Below are 24,035 nucleotides of genomic sequence, written 5' to 3' on the forward strand. Positions count from 1 at the left end.
TATAACCTACTTGCAAAAATTATGCCTTTAGATTGCGAATTCGCTCGATCAGTGGCGGATGGGAGTAATTCATGAACACATAGGCAGGATGCGGTGTCAGATTGCTCAAACTGTTCTTTGACAATTTTTTTAGGGATGTGATCAAAGGTTCGGCACCATACGTGGTTTTCGCAAAATCATCGGCCTCATATTCGAATTTACGGGACAGTAGATTCATCAAAAGCCCTGTTATCTCAGAAATGGGGCTGTACAGTAGCGCAAAGCCGACCAAGGCAGCGTGAAAACTGGGGGTTGAAACCCCGATGGCCAGTGACATCAACGGATTATTGATAAAAAGGGAAAGAATATACAAAGTGACGCCCGTTACCAAAACGGAGGCAATTAAATTGAAAACAATGTGCCGTTTTTTGTAATGCCCTACCTCATGGGCCAGTACCGCTACAATTTCCTCCTCGTCAAGGTCATTGATCAGCGTGTCAAACAGGGTCACCCGTTTTTGTTTGCCAAAACCTGAAAAATAGGCATTGGCCTTGGTTGAACGTTTTGACCCATCGATGACAAAAATATTTTTGAGTTCGAAGCCCACTTTTTGGGCGTAGGCTTCAATGGCATTTTTGAGCTTACCGGAAGCCAAGGGTGTTTGTTTGTTGAACAACGGCACGATCAACTTGCTGTAGAACAGGTTGACAAATACCATGAAAATGGCGACCAAAGCCCACGCATAGAGCCAGAAATTTTCACCTGCTTTCTGAATGAACAAAATGACCAGTGCCAAAATTCCCCCGCCAATAAAAATTGACAACAGCCAACCTTTGACAATATCAAGAAAGAAAGTCTTTTTTGTGGCTTTGTTGAAGCCGAACCTTTCCTCGATGACAAAGGTTTGGTAGTACGAAAAAGGGATGGAAATCAAACTGCTTCCCAAGACAATGATGCCAAAAAACAACAATGCCATTACTATGGGATGATTGGTGATGCCCCTCACAATTTGGTCGACCCATTCAAATCCTCCAAAGAATAAAAAACCAAGGGTCAAAAACAGCGAAAAGGTATCGCTGGCCAGTCCGAATCGGTAATTTGACTTTTTATAGGCCAGTGATTTTTGTTGCTCATCATCCTCAAAGACATCCTGTAATTCTGGGGGGAGTTTTTTTCCAAAATTCTTGGTGTTCAAATAGTTCAATAGGGTATCGAAAAGAAATTGAACCACCAGAATAACAGCCACTACGTAGAGCATGTAATTTTTTTCCATAGACTAAAATCCGCGTTGCCGCTTGGCTTCAAAGATAAGTATTGCGGCAGAGACCGAAACGTTCATACTGTCAATCTCGCCCTGCATCGGAATAATCAGGTTTTGGTCTGAGTTTTCGAGCCAATTCTTGGTAAGGCCGGTCGATTCAGTACCCACTGCAATGGCACTTGGTTGTCTGAAATCGGCTTCCACATAATTTTTTGAAGCACTGAGTGCAGCAGTATAAATTTTGATGTTCTTCTCTTTTAAAAACCTGATGATTTCATCAGAAGTGCCAACCCCAACTTGGTTTGTGAACAAACAGCCCACACTAGATCGGATGACATTGGGATTGTACATATCTGATTTCGGATTGGCCACCAGCACCGCATCTAAGTGGGCAGCATCAGCCGTGCGCAGCAGCGCGCCAAGATTGCCCGGTTTTTCAGGACTTTCGGCCACCAATATCAATGGATTTTCTGAAAGACGGATGTTTTTTAAGGTATGGTTTTTGACTCTGACGATGGCCAAAATTCCCTCGGTACTGCCACGGTGGGCGAGCTTGTCGTAGACGGATTTGGATAGGTGAATCTTCTCAATGTTGGAATCTTTAATGTCGGCAGACACGTTTGGAATTTGGCTATTGGAATTTCCAGTGATTTCAGGGCAAACCAAAATGGTTTCGATTTCATAATCCCCTTTTAGCGCCAGTTGCAGTTCACGCTGGCCCTCGATGACAAAAAATCCGGATTTTTTGCGCTCACGAGATTTTTCTTTGAGCGCCAAGACTTTTTTGACCAAAGGATTTTGAAGACTTGTAATGGTCTTTGTTTCCATCATGGGCTAAAGATAAATAGACTTCTCAGATGTTGGCCTGTGAAATTTTTAGGGGTTTTTGTCACAGTCGGTACCTTTAATTTGTCCAATTAATGGAAGGATTATGAAAAATAACGGCAAAACAAAGATTGAAAAGGCAAAAGCTGGTGACAGGAAGGCGTTGGAGCTGGTCATTCTTGAAGTTCAAGATATGGTGTACAACCTGTCATTGAAAATGCTGCTCTTTCCTGCGGATGCGAAAGATGCGACCCAAGAAATATTGATCAGAATTATTACCCATCTTTCCACATTTGACCATAAAAGTCAGTTCAAAACGTGGGTATATCGTGTTGCGACCAACTATCTGCTGACACATAAAGGCAAAAAATCGCGAGAGTTTGCCATGCCTTTTAAAGATTATGCGAATTTGATTGATTCAGGACATTCCAATTCTGTAAAGCACGCAAAAAATGATGGCGAATTACAGTTGCTTGAAGAAGAAGTCAAGGTGAGCTGTACACAGGGATTGTTACTGTGCCTTAACGAAACAGACCGTATGGTGTACATTCTCTCAGAGCTATTGGAATTCAATGGAAACGAGGGAGCGGGGATCCTACAGATTTCCCCTGAAAGCTTCCGGAAGAAACTGTCACGCTCACGAGCAAAAATCAGAAACTTTTTGGATAAAAAATGCGGATTGGCAAATCCTGAAAATCCATGCCGGTGCACAAAGAAAATTGACTTTTTGGCCAATCAGAAAATCATTGACCCAAAAAATCTGCGATTTGCGCAATTCACAAAACGTAGTATTGACCTGGTTGGCAAACTGGGCGAGCTTGAAAAATCCATAGCGATTTATCGTCATGTTCCAAAAATGCAAGCACCAAACGAGATTATGCAGAAAATAAAGAAAACGCTATCAATAGACAGCGTATGAAGAATACCTCTTTTCACTGGAAGCCTTTTATCATTATCACCTTGTTTACAAGTATCTGGATTAACATTTCTGAAGTCTTTCGCTATTTTTTGCTTGTTATGCCAAGGACCAAGGCTTTTTTTCAGGGCAGGGCAGGGGTCGCCGAAATGGATTGGGGTATTTTCGCCATTTGGGCCTTTTGGGATACACTGCTCACCGCTGTGCTCGTCTTAGGATTTTGGCTTTTCGCCCAAGTTTTTGGCAATACCTTAAAAACCGCCACTGTTTCAGGCACTTTTATCTGGGCATCGGTCTTTGTCATTTTTTGGGTCGCCACCGCCAATATGGGATTGGCCGACTGGAAGATATTGTGGATTACCCTCCCGTTGAGTTGGTTAGAAATGGTGGTTGGGGCTTTTATTGCCTCAAAATTATATGACCAGCCACGGTTTGCTTGATATTACCTACCAAAGTGTCAGGTAGTATCTTTGGATACGACTCATCCCAAAATAATTGAAACACCATGAAAATAATACCTTTTGTTCTTTCACTTATGCTTTTTGTGGGCTGTAAGCAAATATCCAAAGAAAACATTGAAAATCGAGACGATATTAAAGAGGAAACAACGATGGTCGAAAAAGACTATCCTGAAGCCTTGAAAAAAGTGTTTGAGGCTCATGGCGGACTCAAACTTTGGAAACAACAGCGCACCTTACAGTATACCATGCCCAAAGCCGATAACCCGGAGACGCACACCACCGATTTATGGACAAGGCATGATAAAATCGAGACGCCCAACTACAGCATGGGATTTGATGGCAAGGTCTGGATTTTAGACACTGGTGGAGCTTATGAGGGCAATCCGGAATTTTATCACAATCTCATGTTCTATTTCTATGCGATGCCCTTTGTTTTGGCCGATGGTGGCATTAATTATGGCGATACCGAACCGTTGGAATTTGAGGGCAAAAGCTACCCAGGAATACAGATTACCTACGATAGTAGCGTAGGTACTTCACCCAAAGACGAATACTATATTCATTTCGACCCGGAAACCCATCAAATGGCATGGTTGGGCTATACCGTCACCTACCGTACGGGTGAAGATTCTGACAACATCAAATGGATTCGCTATGATGATTGGATGGCCGTAGATGGTCTGGTCTTGCCACAAAGCATTTCATGGTACAACTATGAAGGCCGACAAATCAAAGATTTACGCAACAAGGTACCTTTTGAGGCCATTTCACTTTCAGAGGAGGCCAAGCCTAAAGGGTTTTATCAAAAGCCTACAGCCGGGATGTATTATAAAAAGTCACAGGAAAAGTAACAGTCTCGTACAATCATCAGTTACGAGTTAGTATGTGTTAATTTTTGTGTGTAGTACTTTTTTTATCCGTTGATAGAATTGCGTAGTGAAAATTGTCGCTCCAACCTTTCTTGAGCGGAAGTACTTTTCTTTTCCTTCCTTCTCTTATCATTCCAACTTTTTCTAAAACTTTAATACTGCCGATATTTTCTACAGCGCATCCTGCCTCAATTCGGTGCAGGTTTAGTTCGGTAAATCCAAATTCCAAAACCTTTTTTAGCGATTCTGTGGCGTAACCTTGGTTCCAAAAGTCCGAGTGTAATTTATACCATACTTCTGCGATTCTAAATTTCGGGCTTCCAAGATTCAGCGAAATCAGTCCTATAAATTGTTTGCTTTTCGACAGCTCTATTTTGAGTGTGAAACTTTCATTTTTTTCCGAACTTTTTTCAATCCACTCAGCTATTACCGATTTGGTTTCATCAATATTTTTAGGAATTCCAAGAGTATTGAATTCATCTGTTTCAGGTAAAGAGTGTAATTCGTGAATTTTTTCTAAATCATCAAAAGAAATAGAACTGATTATGAGTCTGGTAGTTTCAAGCTTAATTTTCATTTGCAATTTCTCGCATTATATGCAACTTGTTTATAAACGCAGATTTGTTGCGTTTATATATCGATTTAGGATGGCTATAAGCAGGTTTTTATTGGTTGTAACGCTTATTTTTCTCCCTCAAACTTTTCAGAATAGCGTTTCCAGAGTTCGGTCTGGTGGGTCTCCAATGAGAGCTTACGACCATCGATAAAGGCATGGGTCAATTGGTTGCCACGCATATCGAGTGCATCGCCTTCTGAGATAAACAAGGTGGCACTTTTGCCCACTTCAAGTGTACCGTAATTATCATCAATGCCCAAAATCTTGGCGGTATTGCCCGTGATCAGTTGCAACGCTTGTTCTTTGCCCAAGCCCTGTGCCACGGTCTGCCCTGCATAAAAAGGCAGGTTTCGGGTCTGAAAATTACTGGCAGTCGAATTTTGTAGTCCGACCAGGAGCCCTGCATCCACCAGCAGTTTGGGCAACTTATAGGGATGGTCATAGTCATCGTCATCCAAAAAGGGTAGGGTATGGGTCTGGCGTACAAAAACGGCTACATTGTGTTTTTTCAAAAAATCAGTGATTTGATGTGCTTGGTAGCCCCCCATGATTACCAAGTGTTGTACACCAGTTTCTTTGGCCGTGGTTACAGCATCCATCATTTCTTTTTCGCCATGGGCATAGATGTAGAGTTTTTGCGAACCGTCAAACAACCCTTGCATGGCGGCAAAGGCTTGGTTTTTTTCTTTGATATCTCCCATACCGTATGCTGCAGAATTGGCCATAAAGACCTTGACCTTATCAACATCTTTTTGATAGTCTTTGTTGGGCTGGTAACCACGGGGTTCGCCCAGCCACCAACGGCCACGTCGAAAAGTTGTGGGCCAATTGAGATGAATGCCATCATCTACGTTTACCGCGGCATCCTCCCAATTCCATGCATCAAACTGTACGATGGATGATGTCCCTGAAATACGTCCGCCCTTTGGTGTAATCTGCCCCAAAAGTACCCCATTGGGGCGCATACTTTCCACTACCTGTGATTCAGCGTTGTACGCAATCAGACTCCGCACATGTGGAATCATCTGCCCAATTTCATCTTGGTCATTAGTGGCTCTGACCGCATTGATTTCAATCAAACCCAACGACTTTCCGGGGGCAATAAATCCTGGATAGACATGTTTGCCCTTTACATCGATGACTTTTTCGGGTCGTGCAATTCTCGCATTGGCACTGCCCACAAAAGTTAGTTTTCCTTCAGAAAACATCAGGAGTGCATTTTCAATGACTTCGCCATTACCCAAATGGGCGGTGGCACCTTCAATGGCAACGGGTTCTGATTGGGCCGGGGCTGGAGTTTGTTGTCCGAAACCAACATTAATGAATATGAATAGCAAAAGAAGAGCTGATGTGTGTTTTAAGGACACTCCTGAAGTTCCCTTAAGGAGAAAATTTGTTTTGTTAAAACCTATTTTTTTCATTTTTTAATTCTTATCGTTAACACCTAACTATAGCGTTTCACATTCGAAGCGTTGTTTTTTACTTTGTTTGGGCGTTTGGGTCTTTCCGCCGTTTTCTTTTTCCTTGAGCATCATTGAGACGAGCTCTGCCCTTTCTTTTTTAATGGCCTCGCGTTGGGCCTTGTCTTTTTCCAAATCAAAATAAACAGCCCCTTCAATCAAGGTTTTTTCTGCTTTTGCGTAGACCGACATCGGGTGGTTGCTCCACAATACCAAATCAGCATCCTTACCTTCTTCAATGCTTCCAACCCGATTATCGATATGCATTAGTTTTGCGGGATTCAAGGTAACGGTCTTCCATGCCTCGATTTCTGAAAGTCCGCCATATTTAATCGTCTTGGCCGCCTCTTGATTCAACCGCCTAGACATTTCGGCATCATCGCTGTTGATGGCCACGGTCACCCCTTGCTTTGCCATGATGGCAGCATTGTAGGGTATGGCATCCTTGACCTCATATTTGTATGCCCACCAATCACTGAAGGTAGAGCCACCGACACCATGTTTGGCCATTTTGTCTGCGACTTTGTAGCCTTCCAAAATATGGGTGAAAGTGTTCACTCGAAAGCCGAAGTGCTCGGCTACCTTCATCAACATGTTGATTTCACTTTGCACGTAAGAATGGCAGCTGATGAAGCGTTCACCGTTCAGGATTTCAACCAAGGTTTCCATTTCTTCATTTACACGATAGGGCTGGCCGCTTTTCTTTTTGGCCTCGTATTCTTTGGCGCGTTGAAAGTAGTTGACAAACACCTGTTCAACACCCATTCGCGTCTGAGGAAAGCGTTCAAAGCTCTGCCAGTTCGATTGTTTCACGTTTTCGCCCAAGGCAAACTTGATGAACTTGGGCATATTGGGAAACAACAATCCCTCAGCATCTTCGCCCCATTTCAACTTCAAAATGGCCGAACGCCCACCAATGGGGTTTGCCGAACCGTGCAACAATTGTATCGTGGTGACCCCACCCGCCAAGTTGCGGTAAATATCCACATCTTCTGGGTCGACCACATCGGTCATTTTCACCTCTGCAGATGAATTATGGCCTGCCTCGTTGATAGAGAGCCCAGCGATATGCGAATGTTCGTCAATGACACCCGCGGTCAAGTGTTTTCCGGTGGCATCGACGGTTTTGGCACCGCCTGCACTTACATCTTTTCCAATCTTGGCAATTGTTCCGTTTTTGACCAGCACATCGGTATTTTCCAATATTTCGTTGCCTGTCCATACCGTGGCATTTTTAAAGATGATATTCTCTTGTTTTGGTATGGACCGGTAACCATAACCTACATTGGGATGGGTGATGGCCATCAATTCAGGGTCGGACGCTTCTTTTTTACTTTCTTTTTCCTTGTCTTCAAAGGCCGAAGTTTTGTTGGCCGTGAACGAAGATTCGTTTCCGCTGGGAAGCACCAACTTTCCCTTTAAACTTTCACTATCTGGATTGATTTGTGCCGTGGCACGATACACTTTTTCGCCTTCATCCTTCCAAAAGGAGAAATTCAGCCAGTTGTCTGAATAACTGATTTTCGATTTGAGTTTGTTGGTGTCTTGTTTGATTTCCAACTTGGGTTTGGCAACTTCTCCTGTAATCGACATCTTATAGGTGGCGCCGCTAGCAGATAGGTCATACTCACCGCGAACGTCTTTCATATTTTTGTCGTTGATGACATGGCGCTGCCCTTGCACCCAGTTTTCGTAGAGCGTGGTCGATTTGTCAAAAATGTTTCCTGAAGTGATCAAAAAGTTGGCCTGCCGACCAACTTGCAATGAACCGATTTTATCTGATTTTCCTAAAATCTGGGCAGGAACAGTTGTCAGGGCTTCCAAGGCCTTGGTTTGCGAAAGACCGTATTTTATGGCCTTCTTCAATTTTTTGCTAAAATCATTGGGAGATTTCAGCTTGTGCACTGTCAGTGAAAATGATACTCCATTATCTGCCAATACTTTCGGATTTGAAGGCGCCAAATTCCAATGCCGCATATCTTTCAACGTCACATATTGCGCTTGATAGGGGTCTGAGACATCATAAGCCGCAGGAAAATCAATGGGCACAATCAGCTTTGCATTGGTCGCCTTGATGTTTTCAATGCGCTCATACTCATCACCACCTGCTAAAATCGTGTATTGAATACCAAATTGGTCGCCAATTCTATCTGCACGTAAGACATTGCCGTTATCGCCTGCGGCGAAAATCTGTGGTAAGCCTTTGTTTCCCATTAAGGCTTCTAAAGAGCGGTCTTTGCTTTGTACGTTGCCCTTGCTGTACCAATCTAAATCGTGATAGACCTGTCGCATCAGTGCTGTCGCTCCCATCAGCGAGGTGGGGTACGATTGTCGTTTTGCAACACTTTTTGAAAATGAGAAAAATTGGCCCGAATCATCTTCTAAAATGCGGTCGGCATCCGTGCCTTCATTGTTCAGGGCAACCAAAATCCCGGTTCCTCTTGCAATGCCGTCTTGAACGTGGCTGTTGACTACCCCAAAACCTGCTTTCAACAATTCTTCTGCCTTCTTTTTGTCATATTTAAACTTTTCTACGGCACGATTTTCGGGCATCACATGGTCATTCCAATAAAAACCTTCTCGGGTGGGTTCGTATTGTGGTGAACGACCTTGGCCTTGGGCTTTTTTGGGTTGTTCTACACCGAATTTTGAGAATACATCGATAAAAGAAGGGTAGATGGATTTTCCATTGAGATCTTCAATCACAGTGTTCTCGGGTATCGTCACTGAGCGCCCCACTTGCACTACTTTTCCATTTTGGATGAGCAGTGTGCCATTGTCAATAATTTCTGTCGGAGTGATATGGATTTTGGCATTCGTGAATGCCCTGTAGTTGTTGTTCTTTGATTTTACACCGTCATTTTCAGGAAAATAATCTTGTGCGAACAACGCAGTGGTACAGCAAAATAATGCGAGTACCATGAATCGCAATTTTGTCATTTGATCAGCATTGAATTAGTCTGACTAAAGGTAACGGATGACGGGCTAATGCACAAACCGATTTTAAAACCCGTATTTTTGGTGATAGCCAATCAACAGCCCGACAACATAGTTGTAGCTCTCAATGCCCTGCTGTTGATTGTTTGCTTTTAGAAAAGTATTGAAAATTGATTTAAAAACAGGTTCCGTAGGGTTCTCATACTTCGCCCAGAAATCCCGGAGTTGTTGGTAATTTTCTTGAATGCCAGGATTTAGTTTTTCATACAGCCGTTCAAACTGAGCTTCATCCCTAGAAAATACATCCGACAGGCAGTAGGCGAGGGCATGATGACAGGAGCCATACCGATAGTTGATATCTGGATTGGATTTTGAGGCCAGAAATCCGATAAAGTTGGTGGCATCCTCAGCCGAATACCCCAATTGATGCCCAATTTCATGTGCACTGATGGTCATCAACCGAAACGAAGGAATTTTTGAGTTTACCTGAGCTTCATTGGTAAAGGGGTTCAGATAGCCACCATACCCCATATAGGTCAACGGCAGGCTGAACAATGATTTTTTTACGCTCGGTCGTTTGTAGGTGAAGAATGGGTATTTTTCTTCCAAAGCCGTATAACCGTTGCGGCTACCATCAAAAATCTTTCGTGTTGATTGGGTCAAATTTACGGGTGCAAGACTGTCTTGGGTGATCTGTATGTGGTATCGGTTGGCTTCTGAAATCAAGTGTTCGGTAAATGCGATTAGCTCTTCTTGCTCATATTCTGCGCTGATTTTGAGCTTATCGGTCAAGGGTAAACGATGGTAGTTCATGCCCCAAAATAGATGAAACACAAAATAGATGATTGAAAATACCATGACCACATCCCGAAGTAAAAAAAGAGGTTTTCTACGGATGGACTGAAAGTTTTTGTAGATATAACGAGTGGCAAGAATACCCAATGTCAAGTACAGCAAATCTCCGACTGAAAAGGGAATCCATCCGAATAGAAGCCTTAAAGACTTAGCTATGGGTGGATAGATGCCTTCGCTATAGTATTTTTCAACCCAGTCAGGATGGCCTGCCAACCACTTCACCAGAATAATCTGGGGAAGAAGCGAAATGGCGATACCGTTTTTAAGCTTTGCCTTCACATTTAGTTGGCCATTCCGGTGATCTCTAAATCAAATACCAAGGTTGACCCCCCGGGAATCGGGCCGTAATCATTGTCGCCATAGCCCAAATGTGGTGGTATGAATACCCGAATCTTATCGCCAACGGTCATGGCCTGCAGTGCTTCCTTAAATCCTGGCACCAATCTGGCCTCTGGGCTGTACAGCATCGGCACGGGCTGATAACCACCTTGGTCTCTTCTTCCGGGGTTTAATTGGCCGTATTTTTCAGCGATTTCTTCAATATTACTGTCGAATAATCCCCCATCCATAAAATAACCGGCATAGTATACCAACACTTGTTGCCCAGTTTTTGGTTGTTCACCTTCACCCTCTTTGATACTGTAAATTTTGAGGCCCGAATCGGTTTCTTTTGCTTCTGCCATTTGGGACTCGAATTCTGTGGCCATTTCTGCTTTCATGGCATTGAAGGCAGCCTCAATCTCTTCCTCTTCCTTAAAATAATCGGTCATGATTTGAACGGCATCAAACTTTTTGGCGGTTTTGCCTTTTCTGATGATTTCGACCTTGTTCATCTTGACCTCAACCTCAGGTCGGTCTTGCACTGCGGTTTTGACATTGGCAATGGTGTCGACCACTTCTAAGCCATGTACTACCTCACCAAATACCGTGTGCTTGCCATCTAACCAAGGGGTGGGCTTATGGGTGATGAAGAATTGGCTACCGTTGGTTTTTGGCCCAGAATTGGCCATGGAAAGAAGCCCCTTTTTGATATGCTTCAACGTATCTACAAACTCATCTTTGAATTTGTAGCCCGGATTGCCTCTGCCTGTGCCCGTCGGGTCACCTCCCTGGATCATAAAATCTTTGATGACGCGGTGAAAAACCAGACCGTCAAAGTATTTTTTGTCTTTTAGACTATCGGTTACAAAAGGGCTGGTGCCTTCGGCCAATGATACAAAATTGGCCACGGTGACCGGTGTGGCCTCATGGTATAACTGAACAACGATATCACCTCTTGAAGTCTGAATGTCGGCATAAATACCATCGCCCAAATCAGCATATTTTCCTGACTTACAAGATACTATTACTAGCATGAGCGACAAAAAGGCGATCTTAAATATATTTTTCATTCGATATTCTTTTAGTTTATACTGTCTTGTTTTTGTTCAATTTTTAAAAGCGTGACCGTTGATTTGATTGGGGTCGCAGGTGCAATTTTATTTCCATCCCCCAGATACCCATAAGCCAATGAAGAAGGAAACAAAAAAGTGGCTTTCTCGCCTTCACGCATTAGTTTTATGGCACTTCTAAGCCCTTGAAAAAGCTGTTCCTTGTCGACCAGCATCTCAAACACACCGATTTCATCAGATGTGTACAGCGTGTCATTGCCAAAGGTCGTGACATTATACGTCAGCAATACCTTATCATCTGTCTCTGGAAGTGGTGCCAGTGAATCCTCTTTTGCATCAAAATAGTACGAAAACCCATTTGCGCTTGTCAAATATTCGTGCAAGGTATCTCTTTCAATGATTTTTTGAATGGCTGCTTGCTCTTTGGTCAGCAATCTTTTGCTGCGTTCAACAGATTCCTTGAAAAAGCTGCCCGATTTCACTTCTACAGGTTTTCGGGGTTCAGGGCCGCCACAGCTCACCACAAAACATGCTATGAGGATGAAAATCAATTGCTTCATGTAGTCAATTGCGCTTTATAATCGTTCAAAAGGGACTCAAATTTTTTGATGGTAGCTGCCATGCTCAATTCACTGCGACCCCCAGCAGCATTGGTGTGACCGCCACCATTAAAATGGGCCCGTGCAAATTCGTTCACTGAAAAATCACCTATGGAACGGAATGAAATTTTTATGATACCCTCTTCTTTGTTTTCGATGAAAATGACTGCAAAGATGATATTTTCTATGGTCAAACCATAATTCACAAAACCTTCGGTATCCCCTTTTTTAAAATTACTGGCATCCAATTCTTCTTGTGTCAGGGTGATGTAGGCCGTATGATGATTCTCTAAGATGACCATGTTCTTGAGGGCCACGCCCAAAAGTTGCAATCGTGACGGCGAATTGGTGTCAAAAACCTTTTGGTGTATCGCAACATGGTCGGCCCCTCTTTCCATCAGTTCTGCAGCGACCCTATGCGTCTGGCTTGTTGTAGCGGCAAATTTGAAAGAGCCGGTATCGGTCATGATTCCGGTATACAGACAGGTCGCAATTTGGGCATCGATCATCCCAATTCTGCCCAAGGCTTCAATAAATTTATAGATCATTTCACAGGTAGAGCTCATACCCACATCTGAATAGGTCACCTTGGCATAGTCACTTGGCTGCTGGTGATGGTCGATCATGATGAAATCGGCATTTGATTCTTTAAGGTTGCTTTCTAACTGTCCCGTTCGTGAAAGGTCGTTAAAATCCAACGTGAAAATCAAGGAAGCATTTTCAAGGGCTTTTTTTGCTTTAGTATTGTCGAGCTCAAAATTCAAGACACTCTCACTGCCCGGCAACCATTTTAAAAACTTGGGATAATCATTCGGGGCCACAATTGTGGATTCTTGGCCAAGCAATTTCAGATAATGTTGCAATCCCAGACACGAGCCCATGGCATCACCGTCTGGGTTTTTATGCGGAATTATTACAATGTTTTGGGGCTTGTCAAGAAGTGTTTTGACTACGGCGGCATCCGTTGAATTCATGCGGGCAAAGATACAATAATATAATCTTCAGATAATCTTGTAAGTACTATTTTTACCTGCTGTAAAAGGGTAGACATGAGATACATATTCTTATCAATAGTACTGGCATCAATGATCATGGGTTGTGGCCCTAAGCCGGTTGGTTCAAGCAGTGGTCAATCCGTTCAGGTCAATCAAGCAACCGATTCTAAAGTGGTCGTTACTTTCGGTTCGTGCAACAAGCACGACAAAAAAAATGTTTTTTGGGATGATATCAGTGACCTAAACCCTGATGTGTTCATTTGGGGAGGTGATATCATCTATGCCGATACTGATGATATGGCTAAAATGCGTGCCATGTATGCCGAACAGAATGCAGTTGATGGCTACGCACAGCTCAAGGAAGCTACTTTCATCACGGGCACATGGGATGATCATGACTACGGACTCAATGACGGTGGTGAAGAATTTGAAGTAAAACAGGAAAGCCAGCAGGTTTTTTTGGATTTTATGGATGTACCCAGTGACAGCCCTCGCCGAACCCAAGAAGGCGTATACACATCACACCTGATTTCAAAGCCCGAGGGTGCCGTAAAATTGATTTTGTTGGATACACGCTATTTTCGAAGCCAACTCGAGAAGAGCCAAAAAAAGGGTGTTCGGTACGAATTGAACACAAATCCGGAGAGTACTGTCTTGGGCGATGAACAATGGCAATGGCTAGAGCGTGAGTTGGGCCAATCAAGCGCAGACTTCAATTTGATTGTGACCAGCATCCAGTTTCTTTCAAACGAGCATGGCTTTGAAAAATGGGCCAATTTTCCACATGAGGTTGAACGCATGAAAGTACTTTTGGCGAAGTCTGGTGCCAAGGGGATTGTTTTTTTATCGGGGGATCGACATATTTCCGAATTTTCCCGAACAACAATTGAAGGGGTTCCATATCCCATTGTTGATTTTACGAGTAGTGGCCTTACGCATTCGTACAGCGATTACTCGGGCGAACCCAACCCCTATCGAGTGGGCGAAGTCGTTTCGACTACAAGTTTTGGTTATCTGGAAATGGATTTATTGAAAAGGGAGGTCATTTTTAAAATGTTGGGAGATGAAGGGGAACTGCTCAACGAATTAAAACAGGCATATTGACGTTTGCCCCTTATGCCAAAAAGCGTACTTTTGCGCAAAATTTTTGAAATGACCGGAAACAGAACGTTCACCATGATAAAACCCGATGCTGTAGAAAATGGACACATTGGGGCCATTCTTGAAAAAATAACCGCTGCAGGATTTAAGATTGTGGCGATGAAATATACCCAGTTGAGCAAAAGGGATGCCCGAGAGTTTTACGCCGTTCACAAAGAACGACCTTTCTATGGTGAATTGGTCGATTTCATGACCCGTGGCCCGATAGTTGCCGCCATCCTAGAAAAAGACAATGCCGTTGAAGATTTTAGGGCATTGATCGGGGCAACAAATCCTGCTGAAGCTGCTGAAGGTACCATTAGAAAATTATTTGCCACCGATATTGCTGAAAATGCAGTGCACGGATCTGATAGTGATGAAAATGCAACTATTGAGGGTGCCTTTCACTTTTCGGGGCGCGAGGTTTTCTAAACAGGAAAAGAAAATTAGAATTTCAGGCCATCCGCCAATTGGCGGACGGCCTTTTTTTATCTCAACACCAATTTTTTGATCAAATCCTTACCCAGTTCTTCGTTCAGCATGGTGATAATTTTGCTTTTGCCCAAGCTCAGTTCTTGACGCAGCACAGACGACGAAAGCGAAACAAAAAGGATGTCGTTTTTCAATTCGACCGAGGTAGTGTAATTGTTCACGCCATTACCCATAAGTTTAATCCAGGCCGCACGGGCATCGACTTTATCCATGCCCTTTTGCAAACGGTTTTCTTTGATGAATTCCTTTAGGGCATCCCCAAGATTCAAATGTTCGTTTTGCCGTTTTGCCATTACTGCTCAATATTAATAGGTTCATGACGGCGGTAATTGTAGGTGATTCCTTCCTCATTGACCACTGAAAAACGATTCGCATCCAGTCGTGTCAAGGTTTCGTTCCAAGAACTGAGCGGGTTATTGTAGCATATCGAAAAACTACCATCGCTTTCCATGATTTCAAAGGGCTCTGCATCGTCTGAGGTATCGAAGGTGCCATCCAACTTTGGATATACTTTTTTTCTGAATCCTTTTGAGCCATCCCACTCCAAATAATCAATGGTCGGGTTGACCTTGCCATATTCTTTTTTTTGCCCGTTGGGAAATTCTACCGAAGCAATTTCCCAATAGCCATTGAGGTGTTTCAAATCTTCTTTTGAAACGGATGTTGTACATCCTAGAGCAAGCACAACCATCAAAATCAATACAGCAAACCGCATGTTACAAGGTAAAGATTTTATAGCTCTGATGAATGCTCTTGACCACTTTTTCAGTACGTTCGGCATGGGTATCGCTGATAAACAGCTGTCCGAAATTATCATCTTCGACCAGCTTGACCAGTTGAGAGACACGGTTTTCATCCAATTTATCAAAAATATCGTCAAGCAATAAAATGGGCGTGGTCTTTGCCTGGGCCTTGATAAAATGGAACTGGGCCAGTTTCAGGGCGATCAAAAATGATTTTTGTTGCCCTTGACTGCCAAATTTCTTCATCGGGTGACCATCTATCTGAAACTCAAGGTCATCTTTGTGAATGCCCACCGAAGTATATTGCAAGGCTCGGTCTTTCTCAACGGCGGCGTTCAAAAGGCGCAACAAATCACTCTCTAAAAGCTGGCTGTTGTAATGAAGCGAAATCTTCTCTTCTTTACCGACGATGTTTTTGTACTGTTCTTTGAAGATGGGAATAAAAGCCTGCATGAAATCCAGTCTTTTGCCATGAACAAGGGTTCCCAAATCGTGCAGTTGTTCATTGTAGACCGATAGGGTATCGCTGTCAAAAGTGTTGTTGACGGCAAAGTATTTCAGCAGCGAATTGCGTTGGGCGAGGACTTTATTGTATTTGATGAGTGTTCTCAAATAGTCTTTGTCTGATTGTGAGATGACTCCATCAATGAATTTTCTGCGGGTTTCACTGCCCTCGATGATAAGGTCACGGTCTGCGGGCGAGATGATGACCAAGGGCAGAAAGCCGATGTGGTCTGAAAATTTTTCGTACGCCTTGCCGTTTCGTTTGATGAGTTTCTTCATGCCCCGTTTGAAGCTACAGCTGATTTTTTCAGAGCGGCCCTCTTTTTCAAACTCCCCCTCGATGACAAAAAAATCGTTGCCGTGCTTGATGTTTTGGGTCGCAACGGGATTGAAATAACTTTTGCCAAACGATAAGTGGTAAATAGCGTCCAAAATGTTGGTTTTGCCTACCCCGTTTTGCCCTACTAGACAGTTGATAACAGGGTCAAAATCCAGTTTTATAGATTCAAAACTTTTGTAATTAACTAAGGATAAAGATTTTAAAAGCATAATGCAACCGTGGTTCAGAGCGGTCAATGGATATTTTCTTGTTGCGAAAAGCCACCAAAAATAACGAATATTTTGCCTTTCGGTTTTGGAGAAATACGTTATTTTTGCGCGACCAAATTAGAGTAGGATGGCGACATATAAGAAGCGGGGCTACAAGCCAAAAAATAAGGAAGAACGGGTAGAACTTGATGAACAGAACAGTACCACTGCTGAAGTGTTCAGCAGTTTGGATGAAGGTGCGTCAAAGACCGAGGCGTGGGTGTCGAAAAACCAAAATTACATTTTGGGGGTCATTGGTGTCATTGCACTTGGCGTTCTAGGTTATTTGGCTTATGCCCGATTTGTACAGGAACCAAAAGAAGCAAGTGCGGCCAACGAACTGTACTATCCGCAGCAATATTTCGACCAGGCTCTTACCAATGATGAAAGTAAGGACTCATTGATGACCTTGGCATTGAATGGTGCCGAAGGCAAATATGGTTTTTTGGATATTATCGAGGAATATAGGGGGACCAAAGCGGCAAACCTGGCAAATTACTCCGCGGGCATGGCTTATCTGAATATGCAAAACTATGAAGAGGCCATCTCCTATCTTGAAAAATTTTCTTCTGAGGATGCCGTTTTGGGCGCATTGGCAAAAGGGGGTATTGGCGATGCCTTTTCACAGCTAAACCAACCTGAGGATGCTCTTGATTACTACCAAAAGGCAATTGCGCACAATACGAACGACTACACCACCCCAAAATATCTTTATAAAGCCGGGGTAGTGGCATTGAGCCTTGACCAAAAGGAAACCGCTTTGGGCTATTTTGAGCGATTGAAAGAAGAGTTTCCCGATGCAAAGGAGTCCAACAATATTGAAGTGCTCATAGGCCAGGCCAAAAGCTGATTTTTTATGGCCACGGATACCAAGAACCTGTCGGTTTATGATAAGAACGAGATTCCCGGTGCAAAATCTTTTCGCTTCGGAATCGTGGTCTCCGAGTGGAATGAAAGCATCACCGAACAACTCTACAAGGGTGCCTATGCCGCATTGATCGATTGTGGGGCACTCGAAGAAAATATTATCCGCTGGAATGTGCCCGGAAGCTTTGAACTCACTTTCGGATGTAAAAAAATGTTGTCCACCCAAAATGTGGATGCCGTCATCGCCATTGGTAGCGTGATACGGGGCGAAACCAGTCATTTTGATTACGTTTGCGGGGCCGTAGCCCAAGGCATCAAAGATTTGAACGTGCAATTTGACGTGCCCACCATATTCTGTGTACTCACCGATGACAGCTTGCAACAGGCCGTAGATCGTAGCGGTGGCAAGCATGGCAACAAAGGCGTCGAGGCAGCGATAGCTGCTATCAGGATGGCTGCCTTGGGAGACTGAGCGAAAGTGTGCTAAATTAAGCTCAAGCTCAAAATCGAACACAAACTCAAACTCAAACACAATCCGTAATAATTAGTGGAATTCGTGTCAGACAAAAAATTCCAAACTCCAAGCACCAAATTCCAATGGCACTCGTTGAAAAAGACTCTGTTCAATAATTTTTAAAGTTCAAAAGTCAAGCTCAAACTCAATAACCGCCCCACCGACCCTTTTCCGCTGTTAACAATTTTTGGCATGTTTGGTTGAAAATCCATGGTGATTTTGAGTACTTTTGATGTATGCGGTTCAGTGTTTTCAAACAGATAAAAAACAATACGTTCAACTACACCCCCCGTTATTACGATGAACGTAAAGAGCGTTTGGAAAACCTGCGCAAAAAATACCAGAATTTACCCGATAACACTTCTTTTGCGGAACGGCGACAACGCATCAATTTCCGTGAAGAATGGAATCACAGAAAAGCTTTTAAGCCAGCGGGCAACAATGCAGGGCGTTTCTTTGTGATTCTGGCCATTCTATGTCTGATAGCATATCTGGCCATCAAGTATTTTGGGCTGGAATTTCTCTTTTTCAATGGCTGATATCATAAAACTCTTACCAGACCATGTTGCCAATCAAATCGCAGCGGGTGAGGTGGTGCAACGCCCCGCTTCTGTGGTGAAAGAACTGCTTGAGAATGCCATTGATGCCGGGGCGACACAAGTCAAGTTGATTGTTAAGGATGGGGGGAAATCCCTCATTCAAGTTGTTGACAATGGGGTCGGCATGAGCACTACCGATGCCCGGCTCTCTTTCGAACGGCATGCCACCTCAAAAATCAAATCTGCTGACGACCTGTTCAACCTTCAGACCAAAGGATTTCGTGGTGAGGCCTTGGCCTCAATAGCGGCGATTTCACATGTTGAGATGCAAACCAAAACCGAAACAGATGAACTCGGTACACGTCTGAAGATTGAAGGAAGCAAAATGGTTTCACAAGAACCCATAACTACCCAGAAGGGAACTTCAATCTTGGTGAAGAACTTATTCTACAATATTCCAGCTCGGCGCAACTTCTTGAAATCGAATCAAGTGGAATTACGTCACATAACCGATGAGTTTCATCGTGTAGCATTGGTGCATCCTGATATTGAATTCCATTTTTACAACAACGGGGCTGAGCTTTTCAACCTTTCAGAAACCACCTATCGAAAGCGTATTTCAAATGTCATTGGCAGTAAAATGGTAGAACGATTGGTGCCTGTTCATGAAGAAACCGATGTCGTCAACATCTCGGGCTTTATCTGTAAGCCAGAGTTTGCCAAGAAGAGTAGGGGCGAGCAGTTCTTTTTTGCCAACGGGCGGTTTATTAAAAGTCCATATTTGCACCATGCCGTGGTTTCGGCATTTGAAGGTCTCATCAAGCCCGATACATATCCGGGTTATTTTTTATACCTGAATGTAGACCCTTCTACCGTTGACATCAACATACATCCCACAAAGACCGAGGTCAAGTTTGAAAATGAGCATGCACTGTATGCCATGCTCCGTTCAACGGTTAAGCATGCACTGGGGCAGTTTAATGTGGCACCTGTACTTGATTTTGAGCACGATCCCAATCTTGACACTCCTTACGATTATGTACAAAAGGAAGCTGTTCTTCCCAGGGTTACCGTGGATAGGGGCTTTAATCCTTTTGAGCAAAAGTCAACGCAGCCCATGCCCGCACGACCAAGTGTAAAAGGCTGGGAAAATTTGTATGCAGGGCTGAGTACTGATGATAGGCAATCCTTTAGTTCCTTGGAATTTGAATCAGAATCTGAGCAGAAAACCTTTGAGGGTGATTATTTAGAACATGCCAGACAAACCCCAACATTTCAGTTACATCGAAAGTATATTGTAACGACCATAAAATCAGGTATGTTGGTCATTGACCAGCATAGGGCGCACCAAAGAATCTTGTATGAAAAGTTTTTAAAGGAAATTACGGTTCAAGAAGGGGTGAGCCAACAATTGCTCTTTCCTATTGAAGTGAAGTTTTCAAAAAAGGAATTGACTGTTTTGAATGAAATCAAAGATAGTTTGGCAAACATTGGTTTCATTTTTGAGGACGTAAAGAAAGACAATAGGGTAAAACTTTCTGGCGTGCCTTCGATTATGGCAGAGCATCAGATTGCGTCTTTTCTTGACGGTTTGATTTCAGAGTATCAAGAAGGCAGGTCTCATGGCGGTACATCACAAGCTGAGCTTTTAGCGCATTTGTTGAGTAAGAATCTGGCCATACGAAACGGTGAACCATTGGAACAAGAATCACAGGAGGCCTTGGTCAATGATTTGTTCAGTTGTAAGGAGCCCATGTTGAGTCCCTCTAAAAAAAAGACCTATATTACTTTGCTTGTAAATGATATTGAAAAAAGATTTTTATAAATGGGTAGACTGACAGATGCCATCAAGCACTTGTTGATCATCAATGTGCTTTTTTTTATCGCCACACTTCTGTATGGTGACCAAATGTACCAATGGTTTTCATTGTGGTTTCCCGAAAATGAAAATTTTCGTTGGTGGCAGGTGGGTACGCACATGTTCATGCATGGCAATTTCATGCACATTCTGTTCAATATGTATGCATTGTGGGCATTTGGCTCGCCTTTGGAGCGTATCTGGGGCAGAAACAAGTTTCTGTTCTTTTACTTTTCGGCTGGATTAGGCGCCGCACTGATTCACACAGGAGCCAATTATTTCTTCTTTGAGCAAGGGCTGGAAGCAATTCTGGGCACCGGCATTTCAAAGGAACAGGTTTTGGAAATCATATCAGGGGGGCAGTACAGTCCCGAATGGTACAAAGTAGCCTCTCAAAGCACCATAGATTCTTTTTTGAGCGCCTACAATAGTCCCGCAGTCGGGGCATCAGGTGCTGTATACGGAGTTCTGGTGGCTTTTGCCTTCATGTATCCACAGGCTGAATTGATGCTTATATTTTTGCCCATCCCCATCAAGGCGAAATATTTTGTGCCCTTGATTATTCTGGGCGACCTTATTTTTGGTTTTACAAGGGTCAATACAGGCATTGCGCATTTTGCCCATATCGGTGGGGCCTTGATAGGCTTTATCATGATGTGGTACTGGAAAAAAAATCAGTTTGATAAAAATCGGTGGGATAAGTAATGGCACAGGGCAACCTACAATACCAGTTCAAGCGCTTGGGCATATCGGAAAAACTGATTGTCGCCAATGTTCTGGTATTTATTTTAGAAGGGCTTCTGCTTGCCCTTTTTGATGTTTCCATATCAAGATGGTTTCAACTGCCCAAGGATTTCTTTGATTTTTTGGTCCAACCATGGTCACTGTTCACCTACTCGTTCTTTCATGCAGGGCTGGGCCATATTTTTTGGAATGTGCTGATGCTCTATTTTACAGGAAGAATATTTCTGAATCTATTCGATTCCAAACGTTTTTTGACCGTCTATTTTATGGGGGTTTTGGTGGGCGGACTGGTATTTTTGCTCAGTTACAATGTCTTTCCAACCTTGATCAACCAAAATACGGCTTTGATCGGTGCCTCTGCGGGCGTTACTGCCGTGCTGATTTTCATCTGTACCTATATACCCAACCAAGAAGTGCGCATCATTTTTTTCAATGTCAAATTATGGCATATTGGACTTTTCTTTGTGTTGGTCGATTTGGTGCAGATTGCCTCCGGGAGCAATATCGGGGGGAGATTGGCCCATCTGGGCGGAGCTTTCCTGGGCTATTTTTATGCTAGACAGCTATTGAATGGGCTTGATATCGGGGAAGGATTTTCCAATTTTTTCAGCTCAATGGGTGAATGGTTCAAGCCAAGGGAGAAAAAACCTCCCCTCAAAACAGTGTACAAGAAAAGCGCCGATAGAAGTACTCGCCGCGATAAAGATTACGATAAAATGGCCCGGCAAAAAAAGATAGACGCGATTTTGGATAAAATAAGTCAATCGGGCTATGAGAGCTTAACAAAAGCTGAGAAAGACTTTTTGTTCAAGGCCGGAAAAGAAAATTGACTATTGAAAAAGAAATCACTGTTCCACAGGCTTATATATTGGATTAATTTGTTTTTTGCCGCCCTGTTGTTGCTGTCAATAGTGGCAAAATATATTTCAGTAACCATTTTCTCTTTTCTTTCGGTACTGAGTCTTACCGTGCCTCTACTTATTCTGGTAAATATCATCTTCCTGATTTTCTGGATGTTGAAGAAAAAAAGAAAAGCACTGGTTTCTGGATTGGCGCTTTTTTTGGGTTTTATCTTTTTTGGTTCATTTTATCGATTTGGCACAGCCACAGCCGGTACTACTGCTGACGATGTTTTGAAGGTGATGACTTTCAACGTTCGCAATTTCAATAATATGAGACAGATTGATAAACCTGATGTCGATAGCCTGATCATGAAATTCTTAGAGCGTGAAAATCCAGATATCATTTGTATACAAGAAGCAAACTATGCACTAAAACGTAGCAATGTGCCGAGAGGTTATGAATACAAGTATGTGGATTTTGTCTATGGAGAACCGACCGGCAACGTCATTCAGGCAATTTACTCCAAATACCCCATTTTAAAGATCCATACCATTGATTTTCGCAAAAGCCATAACACGGCCATGTATGCAGATATTCTTATGGGTGTAGATACAATTCGTTTGTTCAATCTGCATTTGCAATCGTTCAATATTATTCCTGAAATGCGTACCCTTCAAAAAGAGGACTCAAAGAAATTGTTTGGCCGGTTACAGACCGCATTCAAAAAACAGCAGCAACAGACTGAATTAATAGCGAAATATCTAGATTCGACAAAGTCACCTAAAATTGTTGTTGGCGATTTTAACAATACCCAATTCTCAAACAGCTATCAGACCGTAAAGGGTGATATGGCAGACACTTTTCTTGAAAAGGGGTCTGGATTCGGCAAGACCTATAGTCTCTTTGGTTTACCAATGCGCATTGATTACATTTTGGCCGATGAAACATTTGAAGTCGTTTCGCATAAAAATTATGATGTGGTGCTTTCTGACCATTATCCTGTAATGGCCACGCTACAGCTGAAATCTGAGGAATAAACAATCACAGGCATCGGCAAGAATGTGTATGAGCAGAGCCAATCCGAAAATCCTGGTTTTTCTGAATCCCAGCAATATCAAATAAACAGCAACCATAACGTAACTATGTAGTGGATGAAAACCAATGCTGCAGCGGTCAGGGTCAAATATCGGATTGGCCAAGAGATGGTCAAGGTCAATCAAGATTCCAGCCCATAGTATTAAGGTAATTTTGAACCATTTTGGTCTGAAAAACAGAAATGCAACAAGTGGTGGCACCAAAAAATGAATCCCGTAATGCAGTAAAAACCTAAGCATTCAAAAAGGTTAAACTTTGATTTTTGAGATACGAAAGGGCATTGGTTCCTTCATTGAACAGAAGGTCGAGCACACTGACGTTTTTGAGAAAACCATGTCGGTCTTGAAAGACCTGTGTATAGGATTGCTGGTCAAAATAAATGTCTTTTTTGGCATTGACCAAAAACCGGGCATCCACCAAGTCAGGATGCTCTTTGCTATAATGGTCGGTTTTTTCTTTCGGGAAATCCACCCCCAATAATTCACAGAGCACTTTTGTGATTTCTAGATTTGCATCCAACAGAAAATCAAACTTTTTTTTGAACAAGGGCATGATATCATCCTCATAAAATTCAAAAAAGGGAGAGGAACGATAGGCTGTCTGCAATGTTTTCAGATGTTGCACCTGCCAAGGATAGCTGTTGTCAATCTTGACCTCGTTATATTTTTGTCGGCCCTGTTCGCCACCAACGTGTTTTATGGGGATGTTCAGCATGTGCCTACCTTGGTCGGTGCATACGTAACAACGGTTGCGGTAGGTCTGCTTTTGGTAATTATCGTGCCGCTCCCACATAATTTCGTTTTGGGCCAACACTGAAAATGCGACTATATCAGGAAAATATGTGGGATGGAGCAGGGTTTTCATCTGAGGTCAATTTGAAGATGTGCTGATTTGAAAATTTGAAGATTCTTTGGTATGAATACCCATCTTACAGTAAGCCATTT

At 43.0% G+C, this 24,035-nt stretch carries 26 protein-coding genes; 12 read left to right on the forward strand and 14 right to left on the reverse strand.

Translation table 11 applies throughout. The annotated features are described in order from the left end of the window. Positions 1-19: 19 nt before the first annotated feature. On the reverse strand, positions 20-1,252 hold the full coding sequence (locus AAAH86_RS02005) for a M48 family metallopeptidase (RefSeq protein ID WP_343485823.1): 1,233 nt from the start codon (positions 1,250-1,252) through the stop codon (positions 20-22). A 3-nt stretch (positions 1,253-1,255) separates the two neighbouring features. Then, positions 1,256-2,071: an RNA methyltransferase gene (locus tag AAAH86_RS02010; RefSeq protein WP_343485824.1), complete on the reverse strand. Its 816-nt coding sequence runs from the start codon at positions 2,069-2,071 to the stop codon at positions 1,256-1,258. Positions 2,072-2,171: 100 nt separating this feature from the next. On the opposite strand from AAAH86_RS02010, the gene AAAH86_RS02015 reads away from it, so the two are divergent. From AAAH86_RS02015 to AAAH86_RS02025, 3 genes are all read left to right on the forward strand, one after another. After that, positions 2,172-2,984, forward strand: coding sequence for an RNA polymerase sigma factor (locus AAAH86_RS02015; protein ID WP_343485825.1), 813 nt, complete (start codon positions 2,172-2,174; stop codon positions 2,982-2,984). After that, complete coding sequence (locus tag AAAH86_RS02020) at positions 2,981-3,421, forward strand: hypothetical protein (protein ID WP_343485826.1); 441 nt, start codon at positions 2,981-2,983, stop codon at positions 3,419-3,421. Before AAAH86_RS02015 ends, AAAH86_RS02020 begins: the two co-directional genes overlap by 4 nt. 65 nt (positions 3,422-3,486) lie before the next feature. Beyond that, the gene (locus AAAH86_RS02025; RefSeq protein ID WP_343485827.1) at positions 3,487-4,293 is read left to right on the forward strand and encodes a DUF6503 family protein; all 807 of its coding nucleotides are present in this window, start codon (positions 3,487-3,489) and stop codon (positions 4,291-4,293) included. A 37-nt stretch (positions 4,294-4,330) separates the two neighbouring features. Here the strand turns inward: AAAH86_RS02025 and AAAH86_RS02030 are convergent, their stop codons facing one another. The 7 genes from AAAH86_RS02030 to AAAH86_RS02060 form a co-directional block, all read right to left on the reverse strand. Then, positions 4,331-4,888 (reverse strand): GNAT family N-acetyltransferase, encoded by a 558-nt coding sequence (locus AAAH86_RS02030; protein ID WP_343485828.1) that lies wholly within the window; start codon positions 4,886-4,888, stop codon positions 4,331-4,333. A 104-nt stretch (positions 4,889-4,992) separates the two neighbouring features. Then, positions 4,993-6,348 (reverse strand): amidohydrolase family protein, encoded by a 1,356-nt coding sequence (locus tag AAAH86_RS02035; protein ID WP_343485829.1) that lies wholly within the window; start codon positions 6,346-6,348, stop codon positions 4,993-4,995. Between the two features lie 27 nt (positions 6,349-6,375). Further along, a complete protein-coding gene (locus tag AAAH86_RS02040) occupies positions 6,376-9,309 on the reverse strand; it encodes an amidohydrolase family protein (protein WP_343485830.1) in 2,934 nt (977 codons plus the stop codon). Between the two features lie 81 nt (positions 9,310-9,390). Then, complete coding sequence (locus AAAH86_RS02045; RefSeq protein ID WP_343485831.1) at positions 9,391-10,458, reverse strand: DUF3810 domain-containing protein; 1,068 nt, start codon at positions 10,456-10,458, stop codon at positions 9,391-9,393. A 2-nt stretch (positions 10,459-10,460) separates the two neighbouring features. After that, the gene (locus AAAH86_RS02050) at positions 10,461-11,570 is read right to left on the reverse strand and encodes a peptidylprolyl isomerase (RefSeq protein ID WP_343485832.1); all 1,110 of its coding nucleotides are present in this window, start codon (positions 11,568-11,570) and stop codon (positions 10,461-10,463) included. An 11-nt stretch (positions 11,571-11,581) separates the two neighbouring features. Continuing rightward, positions 11,582-12,130: a gliding motility-associated peptidyl-prolyl isomerase GldI gene (gldI, locus tag AAAH86_RS02055; RefSeq protein ID WP_343485833.1), complete on the reverse strand. Its 549-nt coding sequence runs from the start codon at positions 12,128-12,130 to the stop codon at positions 11,582-11,584. Next, positions 12,127-13,143 carry a bifunctional oligoribonuclease/PAP phosphatase NrnA gene (locus tag AAAH86_RS02060; RefSeq protein ID WP_343485834.1) on the reverse strand — a complete coding sequence of 339 codons (1,017 nt, stop codon included), beginning with the start codon at positions 13,141-13,143 and terminating at the stop codon, positions 12,127-12,129. The genes gldI and AAAH86_RS02060 overlap by 4 nt, the downstream gene beginning before the upstream one ends. Positions 13,144-13,218: 75 nt before the next feature. On the opposite strand from AAAH86_RS02060, the gene AAAH86_RS02065 reads away from it, so the two are divergent. After that, positions 13,219-14,268 carry an alkaline phosphatase D family protein gene (locus AAAH86_RS02065; RefSeq protein WP_343485835.1) on the forward strand — a complete coding sequence of 350 codons (1,050 nt, stop codon included), beginning with the start codon at positions 13,219-13,221 and terminating at the stop codon, positions 14,266-14,268. Positions 14,269-14,316: 48 nt separating this feature from the next. Continuing rightward, a complete protein-coding gene (locus AAAH86_RS02070) occupies positions 14,317-14,736 on the forward strand; it encodes a nucleoside-diphosphate kinase (RefSeq protein ID WP_343485836.1) in 420 nt (139 codons plus the stop codon). A 56-nt stretch (positions 14,737-14,792) separates the two neighbouring features. Here the strand turns inward: AAAH86_RS02070 and AAAH86_RS02075 are convergent, their stop codons facing one another. From AAAH86_RS02075 to AAAH86_RS02085, 3 genes are read right to left on the reverse strand one after another with little or no spacing between them, the layout of a single operon-like run. Next, positions 14,793-15,089: a DUF721 domain-containing protein gene (locus AAAH86_RS02075; protein ID WP_343485837.1), complete on the reverse strand. Its 297-nt coding sequence runs from the start codon at positions 15,087-15,089 to the stop codon at positions 14,793-14,795. Continuing rightward, positions 15,089-15,511 (reverse strand): hypothetical protein, encoded by a 423-nt coding sequence (locus AAAH86_RS02080; RefSeq protein ID WP_343485838.1) that lies wholly within the window; start codon positions 15,509-15,511, stop codon positions 15,089-15,091. The genes AAAH86_RS02075 and AAAH86_RS02080 overlap by 1 nt, the downstream gene beginning before the upstream one ends. 1 nt (position 15,512) lies before the next feature. After that, positions 15,513-16,592, reverse strand: a complete 1,080-nt coding sequence (locus AAAH86_RS02085; RefSeq protein ID WP_343485839.1) for a DNA replication/repair protein RecF — start codon at positions 16,590-16,592, stop codon at positions 15,513-15,515. A gap of 127 nt (positions 16,593-16,719) precedes the next feature. On the opposite strand from AAAH86_RS02085, the gene AAAH86_RS02090 reads away from it, so the two are divergent. The 7 genes from AAAH86_RS02090 (at position 16,720) to AAAH86_RS02120 (ending at position 23,033) form a co-directional block, all read left to right on the forward strand. After that, the gene (locus AAAH86_RS02090; RefSeq protein WP_343485840.1) at positions 16,720-17,481 is read left to right on the forward strand and encodes a tetratricopeptide repeat protein; all 762 of its coding nucleotides are present in this window, start codon (positions 16,720-16,722) and stop codon (positions 17,479-17,481) included. Positions 17,482-17,487: 6 nt separating this feature from the next. Then, complete coding sequence (ribH, locus tag AAAH86_RS02095) at positions 17,488-17,970, forward strand: 6,7-dimethyl-8-ribityllumazine synthase (RefSeq protein ID WP_343485841.1); 483 nt, start codon at positions 17,488-17,490, stop codon at positions 17,968-17,970. 278 nt (positions 17,971-18,248) lie between these two features. Beyond that, entirely contained in the window at positions 18,249-18,551 is a 303-nt protein-coding gene (locus AAAH86_RS02100) for a hypothetical protein (RefSeq protein ID WP_343485842.1), read from the forward strand. Further along, positions 18,544-20,376 (forward strand): DNA mismatch repair endonuclease MutL, encoded by a 1,833-nt coding sequence (gene mutL, locus AAAH86_RS02105; protein ID WP_343485843.1) that lies wholly within the window; start codon positions 18,544-18,546, stop codon positions 20,374-20,376. Before AAAH86_RS02100 ends, mutL begins: the two co-directional genes overlap by 8 nt. Further along, positions 20,377-21,114, forward strand: coding sequence for a rhomboid family intramembrane serine protease (locus tag AAAH86_RS02110; RefSeq protein ID WP_343485844.1), 738 nt, complete (start codon positions 20,377-20,379; stop codon positions 21,112-21,114). Further along, entirely contained in the window at positions 21,114-21,983 is an 870-nt protein-coding gene (locus AAAH86_RS02115) for a rhomboid family intramembrane serine protease (RefSeq protein ID WP_343485845.1), read from the forward strand. Before AAAH86_RS02110 ends, AAAH86_RS02115 begins: the two co-directional genes overlap by 1 nt. 183 nt (positions 21,984-22,166) lie before the next feature. Continuing rightward, positions 22,167-23,033, forward strand: coding sequence for an endonuclease/exonuclease/phosphatase family protein (locus AAAH86_RS02120; RefSeq protein ID WP_343485846.1), 867 nt, complete (start codon positions 22,167-22,169; stop codon positions 23,031-23,033). Here the strand turns inward: AAAH86_RS02120 and AAAH86_RS02125 are convergent. Then, the gene (locus AAAH86_RS02125) at positions 23,010-23,330 is read right to left on the reverse strand and encodes a DUF6122 family protein (RefSeq protein WP_343485847.1); all 321 of its coding nucleotides are present in this window, start codon (positions 23,328-23,330) and stop codon (positions 23,010-23,012) included. The genes AAAH86_RS02120 and AAAH86_RS02125 overlap by 24 nt on opposite strands. Continuing rightward, complete coding sequence (locus AAAH86_RS02130; protein WP_343485848.1) at positions 23,323-23,955, reverse strand: WbqC family protein; 633 nt, start codon at positions 23,953-23,955, stop codon at positions 23,323-23,325. The genes AAAH86_RS02125 and AAAH86_RS02130 overlap by 8 nt, the downstream gene beginning before the upstream one ends. Between the last annotated feature and the right edge of the window lie 80 nt (positions 23,956-24,035).

Source organism: Allomuricauda sp. d1 (genome assembly GCF_039592695.1).
GTDB lineage: Bacteria > Bacteroidota > Bacteroidia > Flavobacteriales > Flavobacteriaceae > Flagellimonas_A.